The organism is Corynebacterium meridianum, from assembly GCF_016342265.1.
Taxonomy (GTDB): Bacteria; Actinomycetota; Actinomycetes; order Mycobacteriales; family Mycobacteriaceae; genus Corynebacterium; species Corynebacterium meridianum.
In genome coordinates, this window is sequence record NZ_JAEIOS010000015.1 from 292,661 (window position 1) to 310,821 (window position 18,161).

The following is an 18,161-nucleotide window of genomic DNA, read 5'->3' on the forward strand; positions in this document are numbered from 1 at the left end:
ACACAGTAGTCGGGAGCGACCGCCGGCTTGGCTTGTGAATGGATAACAAGAAACTGCTGAGGATCGGCGCGATCGCCGCCGTCATCCTCATCGCCCTGTACGTGATGACCGTGCTCACCGACGACACCCGCGGTTACCGCAAGGTGGACACCTCCGTCGCGTTGACGCAGCTGGACGACCACAACGTCGCCGAGGCCCAGATCGACGACCGTGAGCAGCAGATCCGGCTGAAACTCAAGGAGGACATCACCGTAGAGGAACGCGACGGGATCAGCGAGATCATCGCCGAGTACCCGGCACGGACCACCCCGGTCATCTTCGAGAAGGTGCAGGCGGCCGACGCGGAGAAGTACACCACCAAGGTCACCCGCGAGAGTTTCCTCGGCTCGATGTTCAGCGTCATGCTGCCGATGCTCATCGTATTCGGCCTGCTCATCTTCTTCTTCTCCCGCATGCAGGGTGGTGGCATGGGCATGCTCGGCATCGGCGGTTCCCGGGCCAAACAGCTCACCAAGGACATGCCCACCAACACCTTCGAGGATGTCGCCGGCGCCGACGAGGCGGTCGACGAACTCCACGAGATCAAGGACTTCCTCCAGGATCCCTCGCGCTACGAGGCACTGGGGGCGAAGATCCCGCGGGGTGTTCTCCTCTACGGCCCGCCCGGAACCGGTAAGACCCTGCTCGCCCGCGCCGTCGCCGGTGAGGCCGGCGTGCCGTTCTACTCGATCTCCGGCTCCGACTTCGTCGAGATGTTCGTCGGCGTCGGTGCCTCCCGCGTCCGCGACCTGTTCAAGCAGGCCCGCGAGAACAGCCCCTGCATCATCTTCGTCGACGAGATCGACGCCGTCGGCCGCCAGCGCGGCTCCGGCATGGGCGGCGGCCACGACGAACGGGAACAGACCCTGAACCAGCTGCTCGTCGAGATGGACGGTTTCGGCGACCGTGAGGGCGTCATCCTCATCGCCGCCACGAACCGCCCCGACATCCTCGACCCCGCGTTGCTGCGCCCCGGCCGCTTCGACCGTCAGATCCCGGTGACGAACCCGGATCTCAAGGGCCGCGAGATGATCCTCAAGGTCCACGCCAAGGGAAAGCCCCTGGCCCCCGACGCCGACCTGAACTCACTGGCCAAGCGCACCGCCGGCATGTCCGGCGCCGATCTCGCCAACGTCCTCAACGAGGCGGCGCTGCTGACCGCCCGCATCGGCGGCAACGTCATCACCGCCGACGCCCTCGAGGAGGCCACCGACCGCGTCGTCGGCGGCCCGCGCCGTTCCAGCAAGATCATCTCCGAGCACGAGAAGAAGGTGACCGCCTACCACGAGGGCGGCCACACCCTCGCAGCCTGGGCGATGAAGGACATCGAGCGCGTCTACAAGGTCACCATCCTCGCCCGCGGCCGCACCGGCGGACACGCCATGACCGCAGCCGAGGACGACAAGGGCATGTACAACCGCTCCGAGCTGTTCGCCCGGCTGGTGTTCTCCATGGGCGGCCGCGCCGCCGAGGAGCTGGTCTTCGGCCAGCCCACCACGGGTGCGTCCTCCGACATCGAGCAGGCCACCAAGATCGCCCGCGCGATGCTCACCGAGTACGGCATGTCCCCGGAGCTCGGCACCGTCAAGTACGGAGAGGAGCAGGGCGACCCCTTCTCCGGGCGTGGTGCCGGCGGCAGCCTCGACTACTCGCCGACGGTGGCCGCCACGATCGACCAGCAGACCCGGTACCTCCTCGACAAGGCTCACCGGGAGGCGTACGCCATCCTGCGCGACAACCGGGAGACCCTCGACCGGCTCGCCGAGAAGCTCCTGGAGAAGGAGACCCTGCGTAGACCCGACCTGGAGGCGCTGTTCACCGACATCACCCCGCGGGAACCGCTCGAGGTGTTCGCCGGTGAGGACACCGACTACCCGCGGCAGTTCGGCCACGAACCGGTGAAGACCCCCACGGAAATCGCCATCGAGCGCGGCGAGGAACCGCCGAAGAAGTTCTCCCTGCTGGAGATGTCGAAGGCCGCACGCGCCCGCCGGGAACGGCAACTCGCCGCCCTCGGTGGCCCCCGACCCGGCGAGGATCCCCAGGAGACCCCGGAGGCCGGGGGACGTCCGCGGCAGGATAGGGACACCGGTCCCGAGCAGCCGGGAAACACCGGCTTCGGCTACGGCGACGCCACGGGTTCGCACGCCGTCGATCCGGTACGCGACACCGGCGACGGTGGCGTCGTACCCTCCGGCAGGCATGCCCGGGACGAGCGTCCGGCTGACCCCGGCAATTCCACCCCCACCTACGGCGGAACTCCGCCGCCGCCCGGCTGGTCCGCTCCGGGCTGGCCGCCGCGGGATGGATCTCGGCCCAATCCCTATGCCACCGGTGCGGGCCGGGGGACCCCGGAACGGCGATCTCCGGAGGAACACCCCGGGATGGCGTCCTACGGTCCCGGCGAACCCGCCGGCGGGACGGACGGGGTGCAGACCTACGGTGCCGCGCCCGGCGGCGACGGTGAGCTGATCGGTTTCCGGCTCCCGGACCACGAACAACCCGAGCATGCGTCGGAGCGGGAGGAAAGCGGTGCGGTCGGGGACGACCGCGACGAGAACGTCTCCGAAACCCCCTCGTCCAGCCCGACGGACGTGATCGACCTCGGGGAGACAACCAGCGAACCGCCCCGGGAGGACGACGATGAGCGACGGGATTGATCTGGAACGCGCCGCGGCTGCGGTGCGCGAACTACTCATCGCGGTGGGGGAGGACCCCGACCGTGAGGGGCTGAAGGAGACCCCCGACCGCGTCGCCCGCGCGTACGCCGAGGTGTTCTCCGGGCTGCACTCAGACCCGTCCGAGGTACTGGCCAAGACCTTCAACGAGGACCACCAGGAACTGGTACTCGTGCGGGACATCCCCATCTACTCGACCTGCGAGCACCATCTCGTGCCGTTCTTCGGGGTGGCGCACATCGGCTACATCCCCGGGAAGAGCGGGCGGGTCACCGGCCTGTCCAAGCTCGCCCGACTGGCGGATCTCTACGCCAAGCGGCCCCAGGTGCAGGAACGCCTCACCCGTCAGATCGCCGATGCGCTGGTCGAACGGCTCGATCCCCAGGCGGTCATCGTCGTGATCGAGTGTGAGCACCTGTGTATGGCTATGCGCGGAATCCGCAAGCCCGGGGCCACGACGATGACCTCCGCCGTCCGCGGCGGGTTCCAGCACAACGCCGCCTCCCGCGCCGAGGCGCTGAGTCTCATCCGGGCGAAGCAGTGAGCGCCGGGGGCGGGACGTCGACGCCCCGCCGGTCGCCCGAAGGTCTCCCCGTCCGCGACCGGTGCCTGGTCATGGGGATCGTGAACGTCACGGAGGACTCCTTTTCCGACGGCGGCCGCTACCTCGACCCCGAGGTCGCGGTCGCGCACGCCCGCGAGCTCGTGGCGCTCGGTGCGGACATCATCGACGTCGGCGGGGAATCGACCCGTCCCGGTGCCGTCCGGGTCGATCCGGACGTGGAACTGCGCCGGACCACCCCGGTGATCCGTGCCCTCACCGAAGAGGGGATTCCGACGTCGGTGGACACGATGCGGGCCGAGGTCGCCGCAGCTGCGGTGGACGCCGGTGTCGCCCTGATCAACGACGTCTCCGGTGGCCAGGCCGACCCGGACATGCTCCGGGTGATGGCGCAGTCAGGGCTCCCGGTCTGCCTCATGCACTGGAAGACCGTACGCTTCGGTGACGCGGCGGGTGCCGCACACACAGACGGCGACGTCGTCGCCGATGTCCGGCGCCGGCTCGACGCCCTCGCCGGGGAGGCACAGGCCGCGGGGATCGCCCCGCACAACATCATCATCGATCCCGGTCTCGGCTTCGCCAAGACCCCGGAGGACAACTGGGCGCTGCTCGCGGCGCTGCCGGAGTTCACCGCCGGTCCCTACCCCGTCCTCGTGGGCGCGTCCCGGAAACGGTTCCTCGCCGCGGTACGGAGCGACCGGGGACTGACCGGGTCGGCGGATCCCGCGACGGCGGCGATCACCACGCTCTCCGCGCACCACGGTGCCTGGGCCGTCCGGGTCCACGACGTCGCGGTCTCCCGCGACGCGGTGGACGTCGCCGCAGCCTGGCGGACGGGCGGCACACCACATGAGTGAACACCAACTGGAAGGACGGGAATTTCCCGAACATGGCTGACAGAATCGAACTCAGGGGACTGAAGGTGCACGGGCGGCACGGCGTGCTGTCCGCGGAACGTGCCGCGGGACAGGAGTTCATCGTCGATCTGACCTGCTGGCTCGACTTCACCGCCGCGGCGGCGGGGGATGACCTGGCCCGTACCGTCGACTACTCCGAGCTCGCGCAGCTCGCCCACAAGATCGTCGCGGGCAGCCCCCGGGACCTGATAGAGACCGTCGCCGCGGAGATCGCCGACACGGCGATGGGGACATTCACCCAGCTGTACGCCGTCGAGGTGACGGTGCACAAGCCACACGCACCGATCCCGCTCGATTTCAGTGACGTGGCCGTCGTGGCCCGACGCTCCCGCGGCGGCCGGGGGCAGGGGCAGCCCTGATGCGCGCGGTCCTGTCGGTGGGTGCAAACCTCGACGACGCCGCGGGCGCCGTGGAGGGGGTTCTGCGTCACTTCGCCCCGGAGGCGGTCGCCGTCTCGCCCGTGTACGACACCGCCCCCTGGGGAGTGACGGACCAGCCCGACTTCGCCAACGCGGTCGTCATCATCGACACCCCCGATACTCCCGAGCAGCTGCTCGACCGCTGTCAGGCACTCGAGAACGCCGCCGGTCGGGTTCGTGAGCTGCGGTGGGGGCCCCGGACCCTGGACGTCGACATCGTTCAGTGCGCCGCCCCCGACGGATCCGAGATCCGCAGCGCCACCGATCGGCTCTCCCTCCCGCACCCGCACGCCCACGAGCGGGCCTTCGTCCTGGTGCCCTGGCTCGCCGCCGACCCCGATGGGGTGCTCGCCGGGGTGCCCGTGGCGACCCTGGTCGACGGGTTGCCGTCCGCGGACGTCGCCGGTGTACGGCTCCAGGAGGGCGGACGACCGTGAAAACCACCCAGATCCCGCTCCTCATCGCCACCGCGTTGTTCTGTGCCGGGGCGAGCGCCATCCTGACCTGGCGCTTCTATGCGAGTTTCATTCCGATTTCGGCGAGCGCCTCGGTGACGCTGTGGCTGATGGCGGGACTCTGCGGGGTGCTGGCGTGGCGGGTCCGGGCCCATCTCGACAAGGGGCGGATAGGGCTCGACCGGAGCCAGCTCAATCCGATCACCGTCGCGCAGTGGCTCGTCATCGGCAAGGCATCGGCGTGGACGGGAAGCGTCGTCGGTGGGGCGTACCTCGGGATGTCCGTCTACGTCGTCCCCAGGTCGGGCACGTTGGTCGCCGCAGCCGATGATCTCCCAGGGGTTCTGCTCTCGCTTTTCGGGGGCATCGCCATGGCCGTCGCCGGGGTGATCCTCGAGCGGAGCTGCGAGGTACCGCCAACGTCGGACGGCGAGCCGGCGGCCGCCGCGTGAGCGCGGCCATCTTCTTTCCAGGGTGACCGCGTCGGACGCGCGCCTGGGTAGCCGGATCCGGGTCCTTTAGTACATTGGTAGCCATGAACGCCGCCGACGAGAACTCGACAGCCCCCGGAACTGGTCCGGACCAGGGCCGACAGCAGAACGACACCTGGCAGGTGACGCTGGTTGTTCTGGTTCTCCTCGCACTGACCGCGGTCGTGGTCATGCTGTTCACCGGCAGTGACGTCGCGCTGAAGATCGGCGTGGTGGCGGCGCTGTGGGCCGCGGTCCTCGGGATAATCCTCGTCGCCCGGTACCGAAGGCAAGTCGCCGCGGTGGAACGCGACCGGGAGCTCGCGGAGCGCGAACACGAGGAGGAACTCCGTCGCGAGTCCGCCGCACACCGGGAGCAGGAGCACATCCTCCAGCAGAGTTACCTCGAATCCCTGGACGAATACCGGGACACGGCACTCGCCGAGATCCGGGAACAGCTGGCGGCCATGAGGGCACAGCTGGAGGAACTCAGCGGGCAGACCTGGAGCTACGAGCCCGCGGCGCTGCAGGCCGAGGCCCGTCGTATCCAGGAGCTGCTCGCCGGGCCGGCTCAGGCGACGGGTGACGGAGGGCTGCCCGGCTACCCCGGGCCGGACACCCCGGAGGCGGAGACCCCGGTCCCCGTGGGCTCCGCTGACGCGGAGCCCCGGGACGTCCGGGATATCGAGGACGTCGAGGAGATCACCCCGGAGGACCGTACGCCGACCGCCGCTCCGGACCGGTCCTCCGACGCGGTGGACACCGGGGAACCGTCGGCCACCGAATCACGCTCACCGGCACCGGTCGTGGCCCGGGAAACGGGTTCATCGGCCCCGGGAGCCGGTGACGATGCGAATGATGACGGGGTTCCTCCGGATGCCGACGGGACCCGGAGGGACGCCACCGACGGCGAGGACACCACCGGCGCCTTCGCCCCCGTGTACAAACCCTCCTGGTTGACTTCACCGTCCGCCCTCAAGCCGAACCCGTTGATCACGGGTGGCCCCGTTCCCGGTGCCGGGGTCCCGACGGACGCCAGCTATCTGATCGCGGGCGGTTCCCGGAACGTGCAGCACACGAAACGGGATGTCGCTTCCGCCGGAACGACGGCCGGGGATCCGGCACCGCGTGGCTCCGACGGGGAAGATGTGCCCGAGCACCGCACCCCCGGGGCACATGAGGGCAAGGGCTTCGACACCGGTGCCATGGCGGCCGTCCCCTGGGATGCGGCCGGACGCTCGGCCTCCAGGCGCGCGGCGCACGCGGCCACGTCGGACGGATCCCCCGACGATCGCACGGACGACGTGCAGGACGCTGAGGTCCCCCGGCACGGACGCCGCCGCCGGGATGAACGCGGCGGCGGGATCTCGGTCGCCGAGCTTCTGGAGAATCTCCGCGACAACGCGGACGACGATCAGTGACCCCGCCCCGGCTGACGATCGGGTTCTACGGAACTGACGGGATAGCTGCGGGACTGGCCGAACGGTTGACCGACGTCGGGCACCGGGTCGCCGCCGTCGTTGATCCCCGGCGCACCGACATCCGGTACCGGTTTCCGGCCGGCGGTCGGGTGGACACGGAGATCCCGGCACTGCGGCGGTGTGATCTCGTCCTCATCTGCGTGGCCGACGAAGAGCTTCCTGATGCGGTCACTGCACTGATCCCGCACGTGAGCAGGGGGCAGATGATCGCCCACCTGTGCGCGTCCCAGGGCACGCGGGTGTTCGCCCCACTCGTCGATGACGTCGCACTGGTGATGGCGCTCCACCCGTGTGTCTACCCGGTGGGGTCGCCGGATGCGGCGGGGGTGCTCCGCGACGTCGACGCCCTGGAATCGGTGCCGTGGCTCATCACCGCCGACCCCGGCCCGCCGGAGGGGGTGGCCGAAGTGTTCGTGGCCGAGCTCGGTGGCTGGCCCGTCCCCGTTCCGGAGAACGAGCGGCCGGCGTTCGCCGCAGGGCTCCAGCACGCGACGGAGCATCTGATGACCGTCGTCGACGATGCGTGCTCGATGATCGACGAGGCGTACTTCCGGAGTGGAGGACCGCAGGAGGGGATCGGTCGCGCGCTGCTCCGGCAGACGTCGCGGAGGGTGCTGGAGGTGGCACTCGCGGATCCGGATCACAGCGTGCCGGGTCCGGTCTACCGGGCGGCGGTGGACACGGTCCGGCTGCAGCATGATCTCGGGATCCCGGACAGCGCCACGGCTCGGAGCTACCGGGAGCTGGCCCGGAGAACCGCGGAACTCACCCCGTTCGGGGACATCGACATCGAGTTGTGGGCGGACGGGCCGCCCGGCGGGTACCCGGGACGGGCAGAATGACCGAATCACCCCCGAGTGGGGTGCCTCTTTCGGTTGGTGAGGGTCGTGCAGCTCATCACATGTATCTGGCCATGAAATGTGTCACTTCGCGCAAATATCGCTGCTAGTCGCCGTTTTTCCTCGGCGGCAATCGGAGCGGGAAATCCGGGCGGCGTCGCCGCCGTCCGAAATCCGAATCCCGGATGCCGAATTTGCATAGGCTCTAGGCGTGCAACTGACCCGATTCTCAGACCTGGCCCTGCGGACCCTCATGCGGCTCGGGGAGGCCTCCGCGGCCCCTACCACCCGGATGACGGTGGCCGAACTGGCGGTCGCCATCGAGGCGCCCGACACCCACGTCGCCAAGGTCGTGTCCCGGCTGGCCAGGCTCGGCGTCGTCCGCAGCATCCGCGGCCGGTCGGGCGGTGTCCTCCTCGCGGAGTCCTCCCCGGCGGTCAGCGTCGGGGCACTGCTCCGCGAGCTGGAGCCGGACTCACCCGTGATCGACTGCTCGGCACCGTCCCCCTGTCCCTATCTGGAGGGCGACTGCCTGCTGCGGCACCGGCTCGCGGACGCCACCGAGGCTTTCTACCGGAGCCTCGATGACCTCCGCGTCGCGGATCTCATCACGGACGCCGCCCGAGCCCGGCGGGGAGCCGTTCCCCTGGGTCTGCCGCACACCAACTGACATTCACCCGTCGCGACGTGCCCGCCCCACGCCGCCACGGGCAACCAACCGAGGAGCAACCAGCTCATGTTCGTGACCACCCAGCCCGACACCTCCCGCACCCTGTCCGAGAAGAACGCCGACATCGTCCGCGCGACTCTCCCGGTGATCGGCGCACACATCAACGAGATCACCCCGATCTTCTACGACAAGATGTTCACCGCACACCCCGAACTGATCAGTGACCTATTCAACCGGGGCAACCAGGCCGCCGGAGAGCAGCCCAAGGCACTGGCCGCGTCGATCGCCACCTTCGCCACCATGCTCGTCGACCCGGACGCCCCGGACCCGGTCGAGATGCTCGGGCGGATCGGGCACAAGCACGTGTCCCTCGGCGTGACCCGCGACCAGTACCAGATCGTCCACGACAATCTCTTCGCCGCCATCGTCGACGTCCTCGGCGACGCCATCACCCCGGAGGTCGCCGGAGCGTGGGACGAGGTCTACTGGCTCATGGCCGACGTCCTGATCGACTTCGAGGAGGACCTCTACGCCTCCGACGGCGTCGAGCCCGGCGAGGTGTTCCGCGAGGTCACCGTCACCGAGAAATACGACCTCCCCGGTGACGTGACCGTCTACACCCTGAGCGGCGATCTCTCGGTCCCGCGTCCGGGCCAGTACACCTCGGTCGGCGTGAAACTCGACGACGGGGCCCGCCAGCTGCGCCAGTACTCCATCATCGGCGGCGACGCCACGGAGCTGACCATCGCGGTCCGTCGCGAGGGTGAGGTCTCCGGGTTCCTCCGCGACCGCGTCGACATGGGCGACACCGTCCAGGCGACCCTGCCCGCCGGTGACCTCGTGCTCGACGACGCCGACAACCCGGTCGTCCTCGTGTCCTCCGGAATCGGGTCCACCCCGATGACCGGAATGCTGCACCATCTGGCGACCACGGGTTCGTCCCGTCCGGTCACCGTCCTGCACGCGGACATCGATGAGGAGCATTTCGCGCAGCGCGAGCAGATGGCCGGATACGTCGCCGAGATCCCCGGTGCCACGATGGAGATCCGCTACCGCACGAACGACGAGCGTATCGACATCGCGGAGTACCTGCCCGCCGGTGCGACGGTGTACCTGTGCGGCGGCAACGGCTTCCTGCAGGCGCTGCGGGACCAGATCGCGGCTCTGCCCGCCGACCGCGCACCGAAGGCCGTGCACTTCGAGCTGTTCTCCCCGAACGACTGGCTCATCAGCTAGCGACGCCCGGAGGATGATCGTCGTCCACGTATCGACTACGCTGGCGGGATGTGACTGACGCGAAGAAGAACCCCGCCGTGACCACGTCCGACGCCGATGATGTTCCGGAGCAGCTCCGCATCCGCCGTGAGAAGCGGACCCGCCTGCTCGACGGTGGCGTCGAGCCGTATCCCGTGGAGGTGAAGCGCAGCACCTCCATCGCGGATCTGCGCGACCGTTACCGGGTTCTCCCCGAGGGCCCGGACGCGGCCGCGGCCGTCGAGCGCGAGGACGGTGTGACCTACCTGGAGAAGGGCGAGGAGACCGGTGACATCGTTTCCATCGCCGGTCGGGTCATCTTCGTCCGCAACACCGGCAAGCTCTGCTTCGCCCGCATCCAGGACGGTGACGGTACCCAGGTGCAGGCCATGCTCTCCCTCGCGGAGGTCGGCGAGGACGCCCTCGCGGGCTGGAAGAGCGACGTCGACCTCGGTGACTTCGTCTCCGTCACCGGCCGGGTCATCTCCTCCCGCCGCGGCGAGCTCTCCGTCATGGCCTCGGAGTGGCAGATGGCGTCCAAGTCGCTGCGCCCCCTGCCCGTCGCCCACAAGGACCTGAGCGAGGACACCCGCGTCCGGCACCGCTACACCGACCTGATCATGCGCCCCGCAGCACGGGAGAACGCGCTGACCCGGATCAGGGTGATGCGCGCGCTGCGCCACCACCTGGAGGACGAGGGCTTCCTGGAGGTCGAGACCCCGATGCTGCAGACCCTGCACGGCGGGGCCGCAGCCCGCCCCTTCCAGACCCACTCCAACGCCCTCGACATCGACCTCTACCTGCGCATCGCGCCGGAGCTGTACCTCAAGCGCTGCGTCGTCGGCGGCATCGACCGCGTCTTCGAGGTCAACCGCAACTTCCGCAACGAGGGCGTCGACTCCTCCCACAGCCCCGAGTTCGCCATGCTGGAGACCTACCAGGCGTGGGGTACCTACGACGACGGCGCGGAGACCATCAAGAACCTCATCCAGGCCGTCGCCACCGAGGTGTTCGGCTCCACCACGGTGACCCTCGCCGACGGTACCGAGTACGACCTCGGCGGGGAAACGTGGCAGACCCTCGAGATGTACCCGTCGCTGAACGAGGCGCTCGCCCGGAAGTACCCCGGCCAACCCGAGGTTACCGTGGACAGCACCGTCGAGGAACTGAAGGCCATCGCGGACGTGATCGGTCTGCCCGTCCCGCAGAACGCAGGCTGGGGACACGGCAAGCTCGTCGAGGAGATCTGGGAGGTCCTCTGTGAGGACCAGCTCCACGGACCCGTCTTCGTCCGGGACTTCCCCGTCGAGACCTCCCCGCTGACCCGCCAGCACCGCGACAAGCCCGGTGTCACCGAGAAGTGGGACCTCTACGTCCGCGGATTCGAGCTCGCCACCGGGTACTCCGAACTCATCGACCCCGTCATCCAGCGGGAGCGTTTCGTCGACCAGGCCCGGCTCGCCGCCGACGGCGATGACGAGGCCATGGTCCTCGACGAGGACTTCCTCACGGCGATGGAGCAGGGCATGCCCCCGACCGCCGGCTGCGGCATGGGCATCGACCGACTGCTCATGGCCCTGACCGGTCTCGGTATCCGGGAGACGATCCTGTTCCCGATGGTCAAGCCCGAGCCCAAGCAGTAGAACCCCCGCCACGGCGAACGGCCCGGCACCTCCCGCAGGGGAGTGTGCCGGGCCGTCTCCGGTTTTCCGGGATCAGTCCCGGTTCTCCGTCAGCTCGATGTAGCGCATCGGTCGCAGCCGCGGGATCACGAGCCGCTCGATCAGGCCGAGAACGAGCATGAACACGATGAAGATCACGTAGATCATCGCGGTCGTGGTCACCGACCTGGTCAGGCCGATCTCGGTGGCGTTCATGAAGTCGTAGGGGTAGTAACCGCCGGTGGCCTGCGCCCGCCAGAACGTCCAGGCCGTCCAGACCACCGGGATGATCAGCGCCCCGAGCAAGGTTCGCAGTCTCACATCCGGTCTGTTGCGCTGCGCCATGTGGAGCAGCCAGATCACCGGGAGCAGGACCGGCATGATGCCGTGGATGATGGGTGCGGTGAACACCTGCGTGCCGGTGTTCGGCGAGCCGTCCGCGATCAGCAGGTGGTACACCAGTCCTGTCGCCATGAGCATGATCGTCGCGTCCAACCGGAGCACCGCACCCGGCCAGCCGCCGGCACGGCCCCGGATGAACCAGAACGCGTAGGAGAGGCCAGCCGCGGCGCCGATGATGTTCGACCACAGCGTGAAATAGGAGTAGTAGGCGAGGAGTTTCTCGCCGGTGGACGTGAACGCGGGGTAGTCGGTGAACGGGGTGGTGGCGGCCCCGTATCCGCCGAGTATGGCTGCACTCACGCCGAGGATCGCCGCCACGATCCCCAGGAACCGGATCACTGAGGGGGTCATTTGGTTGACCTTACAACACGCCGTGAGCGGCAGCCGACCGGTTGGCCCGGGATCGGTCGCCGAAAGGCGTTTCCGGACCGTGTTCGCTACCGGCGTACAGCGCGCCGTGGATGGGATAAAAGGCCCTCTCACCTGCGTAGGTGTTCACCCCGCGGAGTGTGTCGTGTCACCTGGGGTACACCATCGCCGGGTGGGCGGAATGCAGGCGCCCACGCGCAGGTTACAGTGGTGGCACTAACACCCAGCGATTCCAGGGGAGAGATATGTTCGAGAGGTTTACCGACCGCGCCCGCCGCGTCATCGTCCTGGCTCAGGAGGAGGCGCGGATGTTGAACCACAATTACATCGGCACCGAGCACATCCTCCTGGGACTGATCCACGAGGGCGAGGGTGTCGCGGCGAAGGCGCTTGAGTCCATGGGGATCTCGTTGGACGCCGTCCGCCAGGAGGTCGAGGAGATCATCGGTCACGGCACCCAGCCGCACACCGGTCACATCCCCTTCACCCCGCGCGCCAAGAAGGTCCTCGAGCTCTCGCTCCGCGAGGGACTGCAGATGGGCCACAAGTACATCGGCACCGAGTTCCTGCTCCTCGGTCTCATCCGCGAGGGCGAGGGCGTCGCCGCCCAGGTGCTGGTCAAGCTCGGCGCAGATCTGCCCCGGGTCCGGCAGCAGGTCATCCAGCTGCTCTCCGGATACGAGGGTGGTCAGGGAGACTCACCGGAGGGCGGCCCCAGCGGGCCGGAGGCCGTCGGGGCGGGCGCAAACCCGACCGGACGCGCGGCGGGACCCGCCGGAGAGCGTTCGAATTCGCTGGTCCTCGACCAGTTCGGCCGCAACCTCACCATCGCGGCGAAGGAGGGCAAGCTCGATCCGGTCGTCGGTCGCGAGAAGGAGATCGAGCGGATCATGCAGGTCCTCTCCCGCCGGACGAAGAACAACCCGGTCCTCATCGGTGAGCCCGGCGTCGGCAAGACCGCGGTCGTCGAGGGCTTGGCGCTCGACATCGTCAACGGCAAGGTCCCGGAGACCCTGAAGGACAAGCAGGTCTACTCGCTCGATCTCGGTTCCCTCGTCGCCGGTTCCCGCTACCGCGGTGACTTCGAGGAACGCCTGAAGAAGGTGCTCAAGGAGATCAACCAGCGCGGTGACATCATCCTGTTCATCGACGAGATCCACACCCTCGTCGGCGCTGGTGCCGCGGAAGGCGCCATCGACGCCGCCAGCCTGCTCAAGCCGAAGCTGGCCCGCGGTGAGCTGCAGACCATCGGCGCGACGACGCTCGACGAGTACCGCAAGCACATCGAGAAGGACGCCGCCCTCGAGCGTCGTTTCCAGCCCGTCCAGGTGCCCGAGCCGAGTGTCGAGATGACCATCGAGATCCTCAAGGGACTGCGCGACCGCTACGAGGCGCACCACCGGGTCTCCATCACGGACGGCGCACTGGCTGCCGCGGCGAACCTCTCGGACCGTTACATCAACGACCGTTTCCTGCCCGACAAGGCCGTCGACCTCATCGATGAGGCCGGTGCCCGCATGCGCATCAAGCGGATGACCGCCCCCGAGGGACTGCGCGAGATCGACGAGCGCATCAACGACGTGCGCCGCGAGAAGGAGGCGGCCATCGACGAGCAGGACTTCGAGAAGGCCGCGGGCCTGCGCGACAAGGAGCGGAAGCTCGGCGAAGAGCGCGCGGAGAAGGAGAAGCAGTGGCGCTCCGGTGACCTCGAGGAGGTCGCCGAGGTCGGCGAGGAACAGATCGCCGAGGTGCTGGGCAACTGGACCGGGATCCCCGTGTTCAAGCTCACCGAGGAGGAGTCCTCCCGGCTGCTGCGCATGGAGGATGAGCTGCACAAGCGGATCATCGGCCAGGACGACGCCGTCAAGTCCGTGTCGCGCGCGATCCGGCGCACCCGTGCCGGCCTGAAGGACCCGAAGCGCCCCAGCGGCTCGTTCATCTTCGCCGGCCCGTCCGGCGTCGGCAAGACGGAGCTGTCCAAGGCGCTGGCGAACTTCCTGTTCGGCGAGGACGACGCCCTCATCCAGATCGACATGGGCGAGTTCCACGACCGCTTCACCGCCTCCCGCCTGTTCGGTGCGCCCCCCGGGTACGTCGGCTACGAGGAGGGCGGCCAGCTCACCGAGAAGGTGCGCCGCAAGCCGTTCTCCGTCGTGCTCTTCGACGAGATCGAGAAGGCGCACAAGGAGATCTACAACACCCTGCTGCAGGTGCTGGAGGAGGGCCGCCTCACCGACGGTCAGGGCCGGGTCGTCGACTTCAAGAACACGGTGCTCATCTTCACCTCGAACCTGGGTACCCAGGACATCTCCAAGGCCGTCGGCATGGGATTCTCCGGCAGCGGTGCGATGGGCGTCGAGGGGCAGTACGAGCGGATGAAGCAGAAGGTCAACGACGAGCTGAAGAAGCACTTCCGCCCCGAGTTCCTCAACCGCATCGACGATGTCGTCGTGTTCCACCAGCTCACCGAGGAACAGATCGTCGAGATGGTCGACCTCATCGCCGCCCGTGTCACCAAGGCGCTGCACGCCAAGGACATGGATCTCGAGCTCACCGACAAGGCGAAGCGACTGCTGGCCAAGCGCGGCTTCGACCCGGTGCTCGGTGCCCGTCCGCTGCGCCGCACGATCCAGCGGGAGATCGAGGACACGCTGTCCGAGAAGATCCTGTTCGGCGAGCTCGGAGCCGGTGAGATCGTCACCGTCGACGTCGAGAACTGGGATGGCGAATCCAAGGCGGCCGACGCCACCTTCACGTTCACCCCGCGGCCGAAGCCGCTGCCGGAGGACGAGGAGTTCAGCGAGATCAGTGTCGAGGCCGCCGAGGCCATCAAGGACGTCTCCGACGCCGCCGACGGTGAGGTCCCCGAAGGCGACTCCGCCAGGGAGATCGAGTCGGAGAACGTCATCGAGTCCGCCGAGCACGTCGAAAACCCGGACCACCCGGACCAGAACAAGGGCCGGGACTCCGCCCCCGATGATGACAACGGCGATGCCGGGGCTGGCGGCGGGCAGGCGCCCGCCGGCACCGTCTGACCATCGCTGATGCACCACGGCTGGGCCCCGACCGGAGTCTCGGACTCCGGTCGGGGCCCAGCTCTCTTTTTTCGGCGGGTGGAATCCGCGTGCCGGATCAGGTGGGGCGGTGGGTCCGCACCACCTCTGGTCAGACCCGGGACCGGGGGCATCGCCGGAATCCGCAGTTCCGACCACTACGGGGCCGTCGGGGATCTGGACCGTAACGAACCCTCCGGGGCGGAGTCACCTTCCCCTCGCCGCCGTAGGCGCCGTCGTTCCCGGTGAACGGCACCGGCTGATCAGGTCGGTAGCGGGTGGTAACCCGGGCGGTCGTAGAATCGGATGGCGTGGTGTTCTTTCCGGCTAACCCGGCGAATCCGACATGGATGGACCGCGGAACACCCGGGTATGTCCGATCGGGGCATGCCGATCAACTGAAAGAGCAGGAGAACCAGTGGGGCTTAACTACCGTCGACGCAAATCACTCGGCAAGGGAACGTGGCTCAATTTCTCGGGATCCGGGGCGTCCGTGTCCAAGCGGTTCGGACCGCTCACGGTGAACTCCCGGGGCCGGGTCTCGCTCCGCCTCCCCGGCGGACTCAACTGGCGCGGCCGCTGGCGCTGAGTCCACCCGGTGACGGGACGATCCACGAAACTCCGGCGAGACGTGAGGAAGGTGACTGGTGGTGACGGGTGACAGCCGATCGGACGGTGAACTCCAGCAGTTGATGCAGCTCCAGCAGCAGATGGGACGGGAGGCCGACGCGGTCCTGAGACTCGGTCTGATGATGACGGCCGCGGGCACCGGCGGGTACCGGGTGCTGCGTGCGATGAAGCGGGCCGCCCGCTCCCTCGGCTTCGACCGCCTGGACGCCATCGTGTCCGTGAACACGATCACGTGCACGTTCCACCGCGGCGACATGTTCCGCACCGTCGTCGCGAACCACCACGAGCCTTCGGTCGACGCCTCCCGGATCGAGGCCCTGGAGGACCTCACCCACCACATGCACCGCCGGTTCACGGTGGCGGAGCTCAACCACCGGCTCGACGTCATCGAACGCACCGTGGTCAAACGCTGGTCCCGCCTGCTGCTCGCCCTGGCGGCGGGTGTCGCCTGCGCCTCCTTCGCGGTGCTCAACCGCTATCCCGCCAGTGAGGCCGCGGTTGTCGCGGTCTCGGCGGCGTGCGGGCAGTTCGTCCGGGTGTCCCTCGGTCGCCGCCACTTCAACCAGCTCGGTACCGTGTCCGCGGCTGGCGCCGTGGCGTGTCTGGTGTACTGGGCGGTCACCGCGCTGATCGGGATGATCGCGGACACCGACACGACCTCCTTCGCCGCGGGATACGTCGCCGCGGTCCTGTTCCTCATCCCGGGGTTCCCGCTGTTCTCGGCGCTGTTGGACCTGACCCGTTTCGACATCACCGCGGGCATCTCCCGGTTGACCTATGCGGTGAGCGTCATCGTCACCGCGACGATCTCCGTCGGGATGGTCAGTCTCGTCACCGGACTCAACCCACTGCCCGCGAGCCCCGGGCCACCGTCCCCGGCGTGGTGGGTGGCGGCCGCCGCAGCGAGCTTCCTGGGCGTCGCGGGGTTCGCGTTGCTGTTCAACTGCTCGCGCCGCATGGTGCTGCTCGGGGCGTCCGTCGCGACGGTCGCGAACATGGCCCGGCTCGTGCTCGTGTTCCACCACGTGCCGCAGCACCTCGCGGCCTTCATCGCAGGTGTGCTCGTCGGCGTCATCGCCGCGCTGATCCACCGGTCCGCCCGGGTCCCGCGGATCACCGTGACGGTGCCGGCCTCGGTCATCATGATCCCCGGTGTCGCCATGTACACCTCGATGTACGCGTTGAACACAGGGGACATGGACCTCGCGATGTCGGCGGCCGCCTCGGCTGCGCTGGTCGTCGTCTGCATAGCGGCGGGGCTGGCGCTCGCCCGGATGCTCACGGACCCGGACTGGGCTTACGGTCGGACCATAGACCTGCACAAGCAGCTCACCGATCCGGCGGAGCACCCCGGCGGGGCAGACCTATCCGACCTTCCCCGTACTCCTCGGCGAGACCGTCGCTGAGGAGACTGAGCAGCGCGCGGGCGCGTTGGGCTTCATCGGGCCACACGGCGTCCACCTCGCGGCGTTCGACCGGCCCGTCCGCGTCCCGCAGCACCGCCATGATCTTCCCCCGCACCTGGCGGTCCGTGCCCGCGAACTTCTGCACCCGCTTCTTCGCCGCCCCCAGCTCGTCCCCGGTGGGTGCGGGGCATCCGGCCCGCTGCCACGCGCACTCCGCCCGCACCGGGCACGCGTCGCAGTCCGGGCGTGCCGCGGTGCACACCAGGGCCCCGAGCTCCATCAGCGCCACCGAGAACCGGGGGACCAGCTCCGGGTCGGTGGGCAGAATCGATTCGACGTCGTCGAGGTCCCGGCGTCGTGGGGTCCCGGGGAGAAAGCGCCCCTCCACCAGCCGCCGGTACACGCGTCGGACGTTGGTGTCCACCACCGGAACGGGTTTCCCGTACGCGAACGCGGCCACAGCCCGCGCTGTGTAGTCACCGATCCCGGGGAGCGTGAGCAGCTCATCGACGTCCTCGGGCACCCGGCCGTCGTGCCGCTGGGCGATGGCCGCGGCGCACTCCTGCAGGCGCAGGGCCCGGCGGGGATAGCCGAGCCGCCCCCAGGCCCGCAGTACCTCGTCCGTTCCGGCCGCCGCGAGATCCGCCGGGGTCGGCCAGCGGTGCATCCACTCGCACCAGATCGGCTCCACCCGCCGCACCGGGGTCTGCTGGCTCATCACCTCGGACAGCAGTACCCCCCATGCCCCCGTCGCGGGGGTGCGCCAGACAAGGTCACGCCGGTTGGCGTCGTACCAGCGCAGGAGGGTAGGGGTGATCACAAGGGCAGGAGTCTATCGGGTTCCGGTCCCCGGTCA

16 protein-coding genes are annotated in these 18,161 nt (G+C 68.7%); 14 read left to right on the forward strand and 2 right to left on the reverse strand.

The annotated features are described in order from the left end of the window. Positions 1–38 precede the first annotated feature (38 nt). The 11 genes from ftsH to lysS all read left to right on the forward strand — a co-directional run bounded on the left by ftsH (position 39) and on the right by lysS (position 11,427). The gene (ftsH, locus tag JDV75_RS11295; protein ID WP_198739340.1) at positions 39–2,699 is read left to right on the forward strand and encodes an ATP-dependent zinc metalloprotease FtsH; all 2,661 of its coding nucleotides are present in this window, start codon (positions 39–41) and stop codon (positions 2,697–2,699) included. Then, positions 2,683–3,261, forward strand: coding sequence for a GTP cyclohydrolase I FolE (gene folE / locus JDV75_RS11300; protein WP_198739341.1), 579 nt, complete (start codon positions 2,683–2,685; stop codon positions 3,259–3,261). Before ftsH ends, folE begins: the two co-directional genes overlap by 17 nt. A gap of 71 nt (positions 3,262–3,332) precedes the next feature. Further along, positions 3,333–4,136 carry a dihydropteroate synthase gene (gene folP / locus JDV75_RS11305; RefSeq protein WP_198739342.1) on the forward strand — a complete coding sequence of 268 codons (804 nt, stop codon included), beginning with the start codon at positions 3,333–3,335 and terminating at the stop codon, positions 4,134–4,136. Between the two features lie 32 nt (positions 4,137–4,168). Further along, on the forward strand, positions 4,169–4,555 hold the full coding sequence (folB, locus tag JDV75_RS11310; protein ID WP_198739343.1) for a dihydroneopterin aldolase: 387 nt from the start codon (positions 4,169–4,171) through the stop codon (positions 4,553–4,555). Next, entirely contained in the window at positions 4,555–5,052 is a 498-nt protein-coding gene (gene folK / locus JDV75_RS11315; RefSeq protein WP_198739344.1) for a 2-amino-4-hydroxy-6-hydroxymethyldihydropteridine diphosphokinase, read from the forward strand. The genes folB and folK overlap by 1 nt, the downstream gene beginning before the upstream one ends. Then, the gene (locus JDV75_RS11320; RefSeq protein ID WP_198739345.1) at positions 5,049–5,522 is read left to right on the forward strand and encodes a DUF3180 family protein; all 474 of its coding nucleotides are present in this window, start codon (positions 5,049–5,051) and stop codon (positions 5,520–5,522) included. The genes folK and JDV75_RS11320 overlap by 4 nt, the downstream gene beginning before the upstream one ends. Positions 5,523–5,605: 83 nt before the next feature. Beyond that, entirely contained in the window at positions 5,606–6,961 is a 1,356-nt protein-coding gene (locus JDV75_RS11325) for a DUF6779 domain-containing protein (RefSeq protein WP_198739346.1), read from the forward strand. Then, on the forward strand, positions 6,958–7,863 hold the full coding sequence (locus JDV75_RS11330) for a DUF2520 domain-containing protein (RefSeq protein WP_198739347.1): 906 nt from the start codon (positions 6,958–6,960) through the stop codon (positions 7,861–7,863). The genes JDV75_RS11325 and JDV75_RS11330 overlap by 4 nt, the downstream gene beginning before the upstream one ends. A gap of 208 nt (positions 7,864–8,071) precedes the next feature. Beyond that, a complete protein-coding gene (locus JDV75_RS11335) occupies positions 8,072–8,530 on the forward strand; it encodes an RrF2 family transcriptional regulator (protein WP_248097480.1) in 459 nt (152 codons plus the stop codon). 66 nt (positions 8,531–8,596) lie between these two features. Then, on the forward strand, positions 8,597–9,766 hold the full coding sequence (locus tag JDV75_RS11340) for a globin domain-containing protein (protein ID WP_198739348.1): 1,170 nt from the start codon (positions 8,597–8,599) through the stop codon (positions 9,764–9,766). A gap of 50 nt (positions 9,767–9,816) precedes the next feature. Beyond that, positions 9,817–11,427: a lysine--tRNA ligase gene (gene lysS / locus JDV75_RS11345; protein WP_198739349.1), complete on the forward strand. Its 1,611-nt coding sequence runs from the start codon at positions 9,817–9,819 to the stop codon at positions 11,425–11,427. A gap of 72 nt (positions 11,428–11,499) precedes the next feature. Here lysS and JDV75_RS11350 read toward each other — a convergent pair whose 3' ends face one another. Next, positions 11,500–12,198 carry a Pr6Pr family membrane protein gene (locus tag JDV75_RS11350; protein ID WP_198739350.1) on the reverse strand — a complete coding sequence of 233 codons (699 nt, stop codon included), beginning with the start codon at positions 12,196–12,198 and terminating at the stop codon, positions 11,500–11,502. Positions 12,199–12,461: 263 nt separating this feature from the next. On the opposite strand from JDV75_RS11350, the gene JDV75_RS11355 reads away from it, so the two are divergent. The 3 genes from JDV75_RS11355 to JDV75_RS11365 all read left to right on the forward strand — a co-directional run bounded on the left by JDV75_RS11355 (position 12,462) and on the right by JDV75_RS11365 (position 17,305). Further along, positions 12,462–15,251, forward strand: coding sequence for an ATP-dependent Clp protease ATP-binding subunit (locus tag JDV75_RS11355; protein ID WP_198739351.1), 2,790 nt, complete (start codon positions 12,462–12,464; stop codon positions 15,249–15,251). 436 nt (positions 15,252–15,687) lie between these two features. Next, the gene (locus JDV75_RS11360) at positions 15,688–15,858 is read left to right on the forward strand and encodes a DUF4236 domain-containing protein (protein ID WP_198739352.1); all 171 of its coding nucleotides are present in this window, start codon (positions 15,688–15,690) and stop codon (positions 15,856–15,858) included. A gap of 121 nt (positions 15,859–15,979) precedes the next feature. Next, positions 15,980–17,305 (forward strand): threonine/serine exporter family protein, encoded by a 1,326-nt coding sequence (locus JDV75_RS11365; protein WP_198739454.1) that lies wholly within the window; start codon positions 15,980–15,982, stop codon positions 17,303–17,305. On the opposite strand, the gene JDV75_RS11370 is transcribed toward JDV75_RS11365, so the two are convergent. Beyond that, positions 17,229–18,125 carry an HhH-GPD family protein gene (locus tag JDV75_RS11370; RefSeq protein WP_198739353.1) on the reverse strand — a complete coding sequence of 299 codons (897 nt, stop codon included), beginning with the start codon at positions 18,123–18,125 and terminating at the stop codon, positions 17,229–17,231. The genes JDV75_RS11365 and JDV75_RS11370 overlap by 77 nt on opposite strands. Positions 18,126–18,161 lie beyond the last annotated feature (36 nt).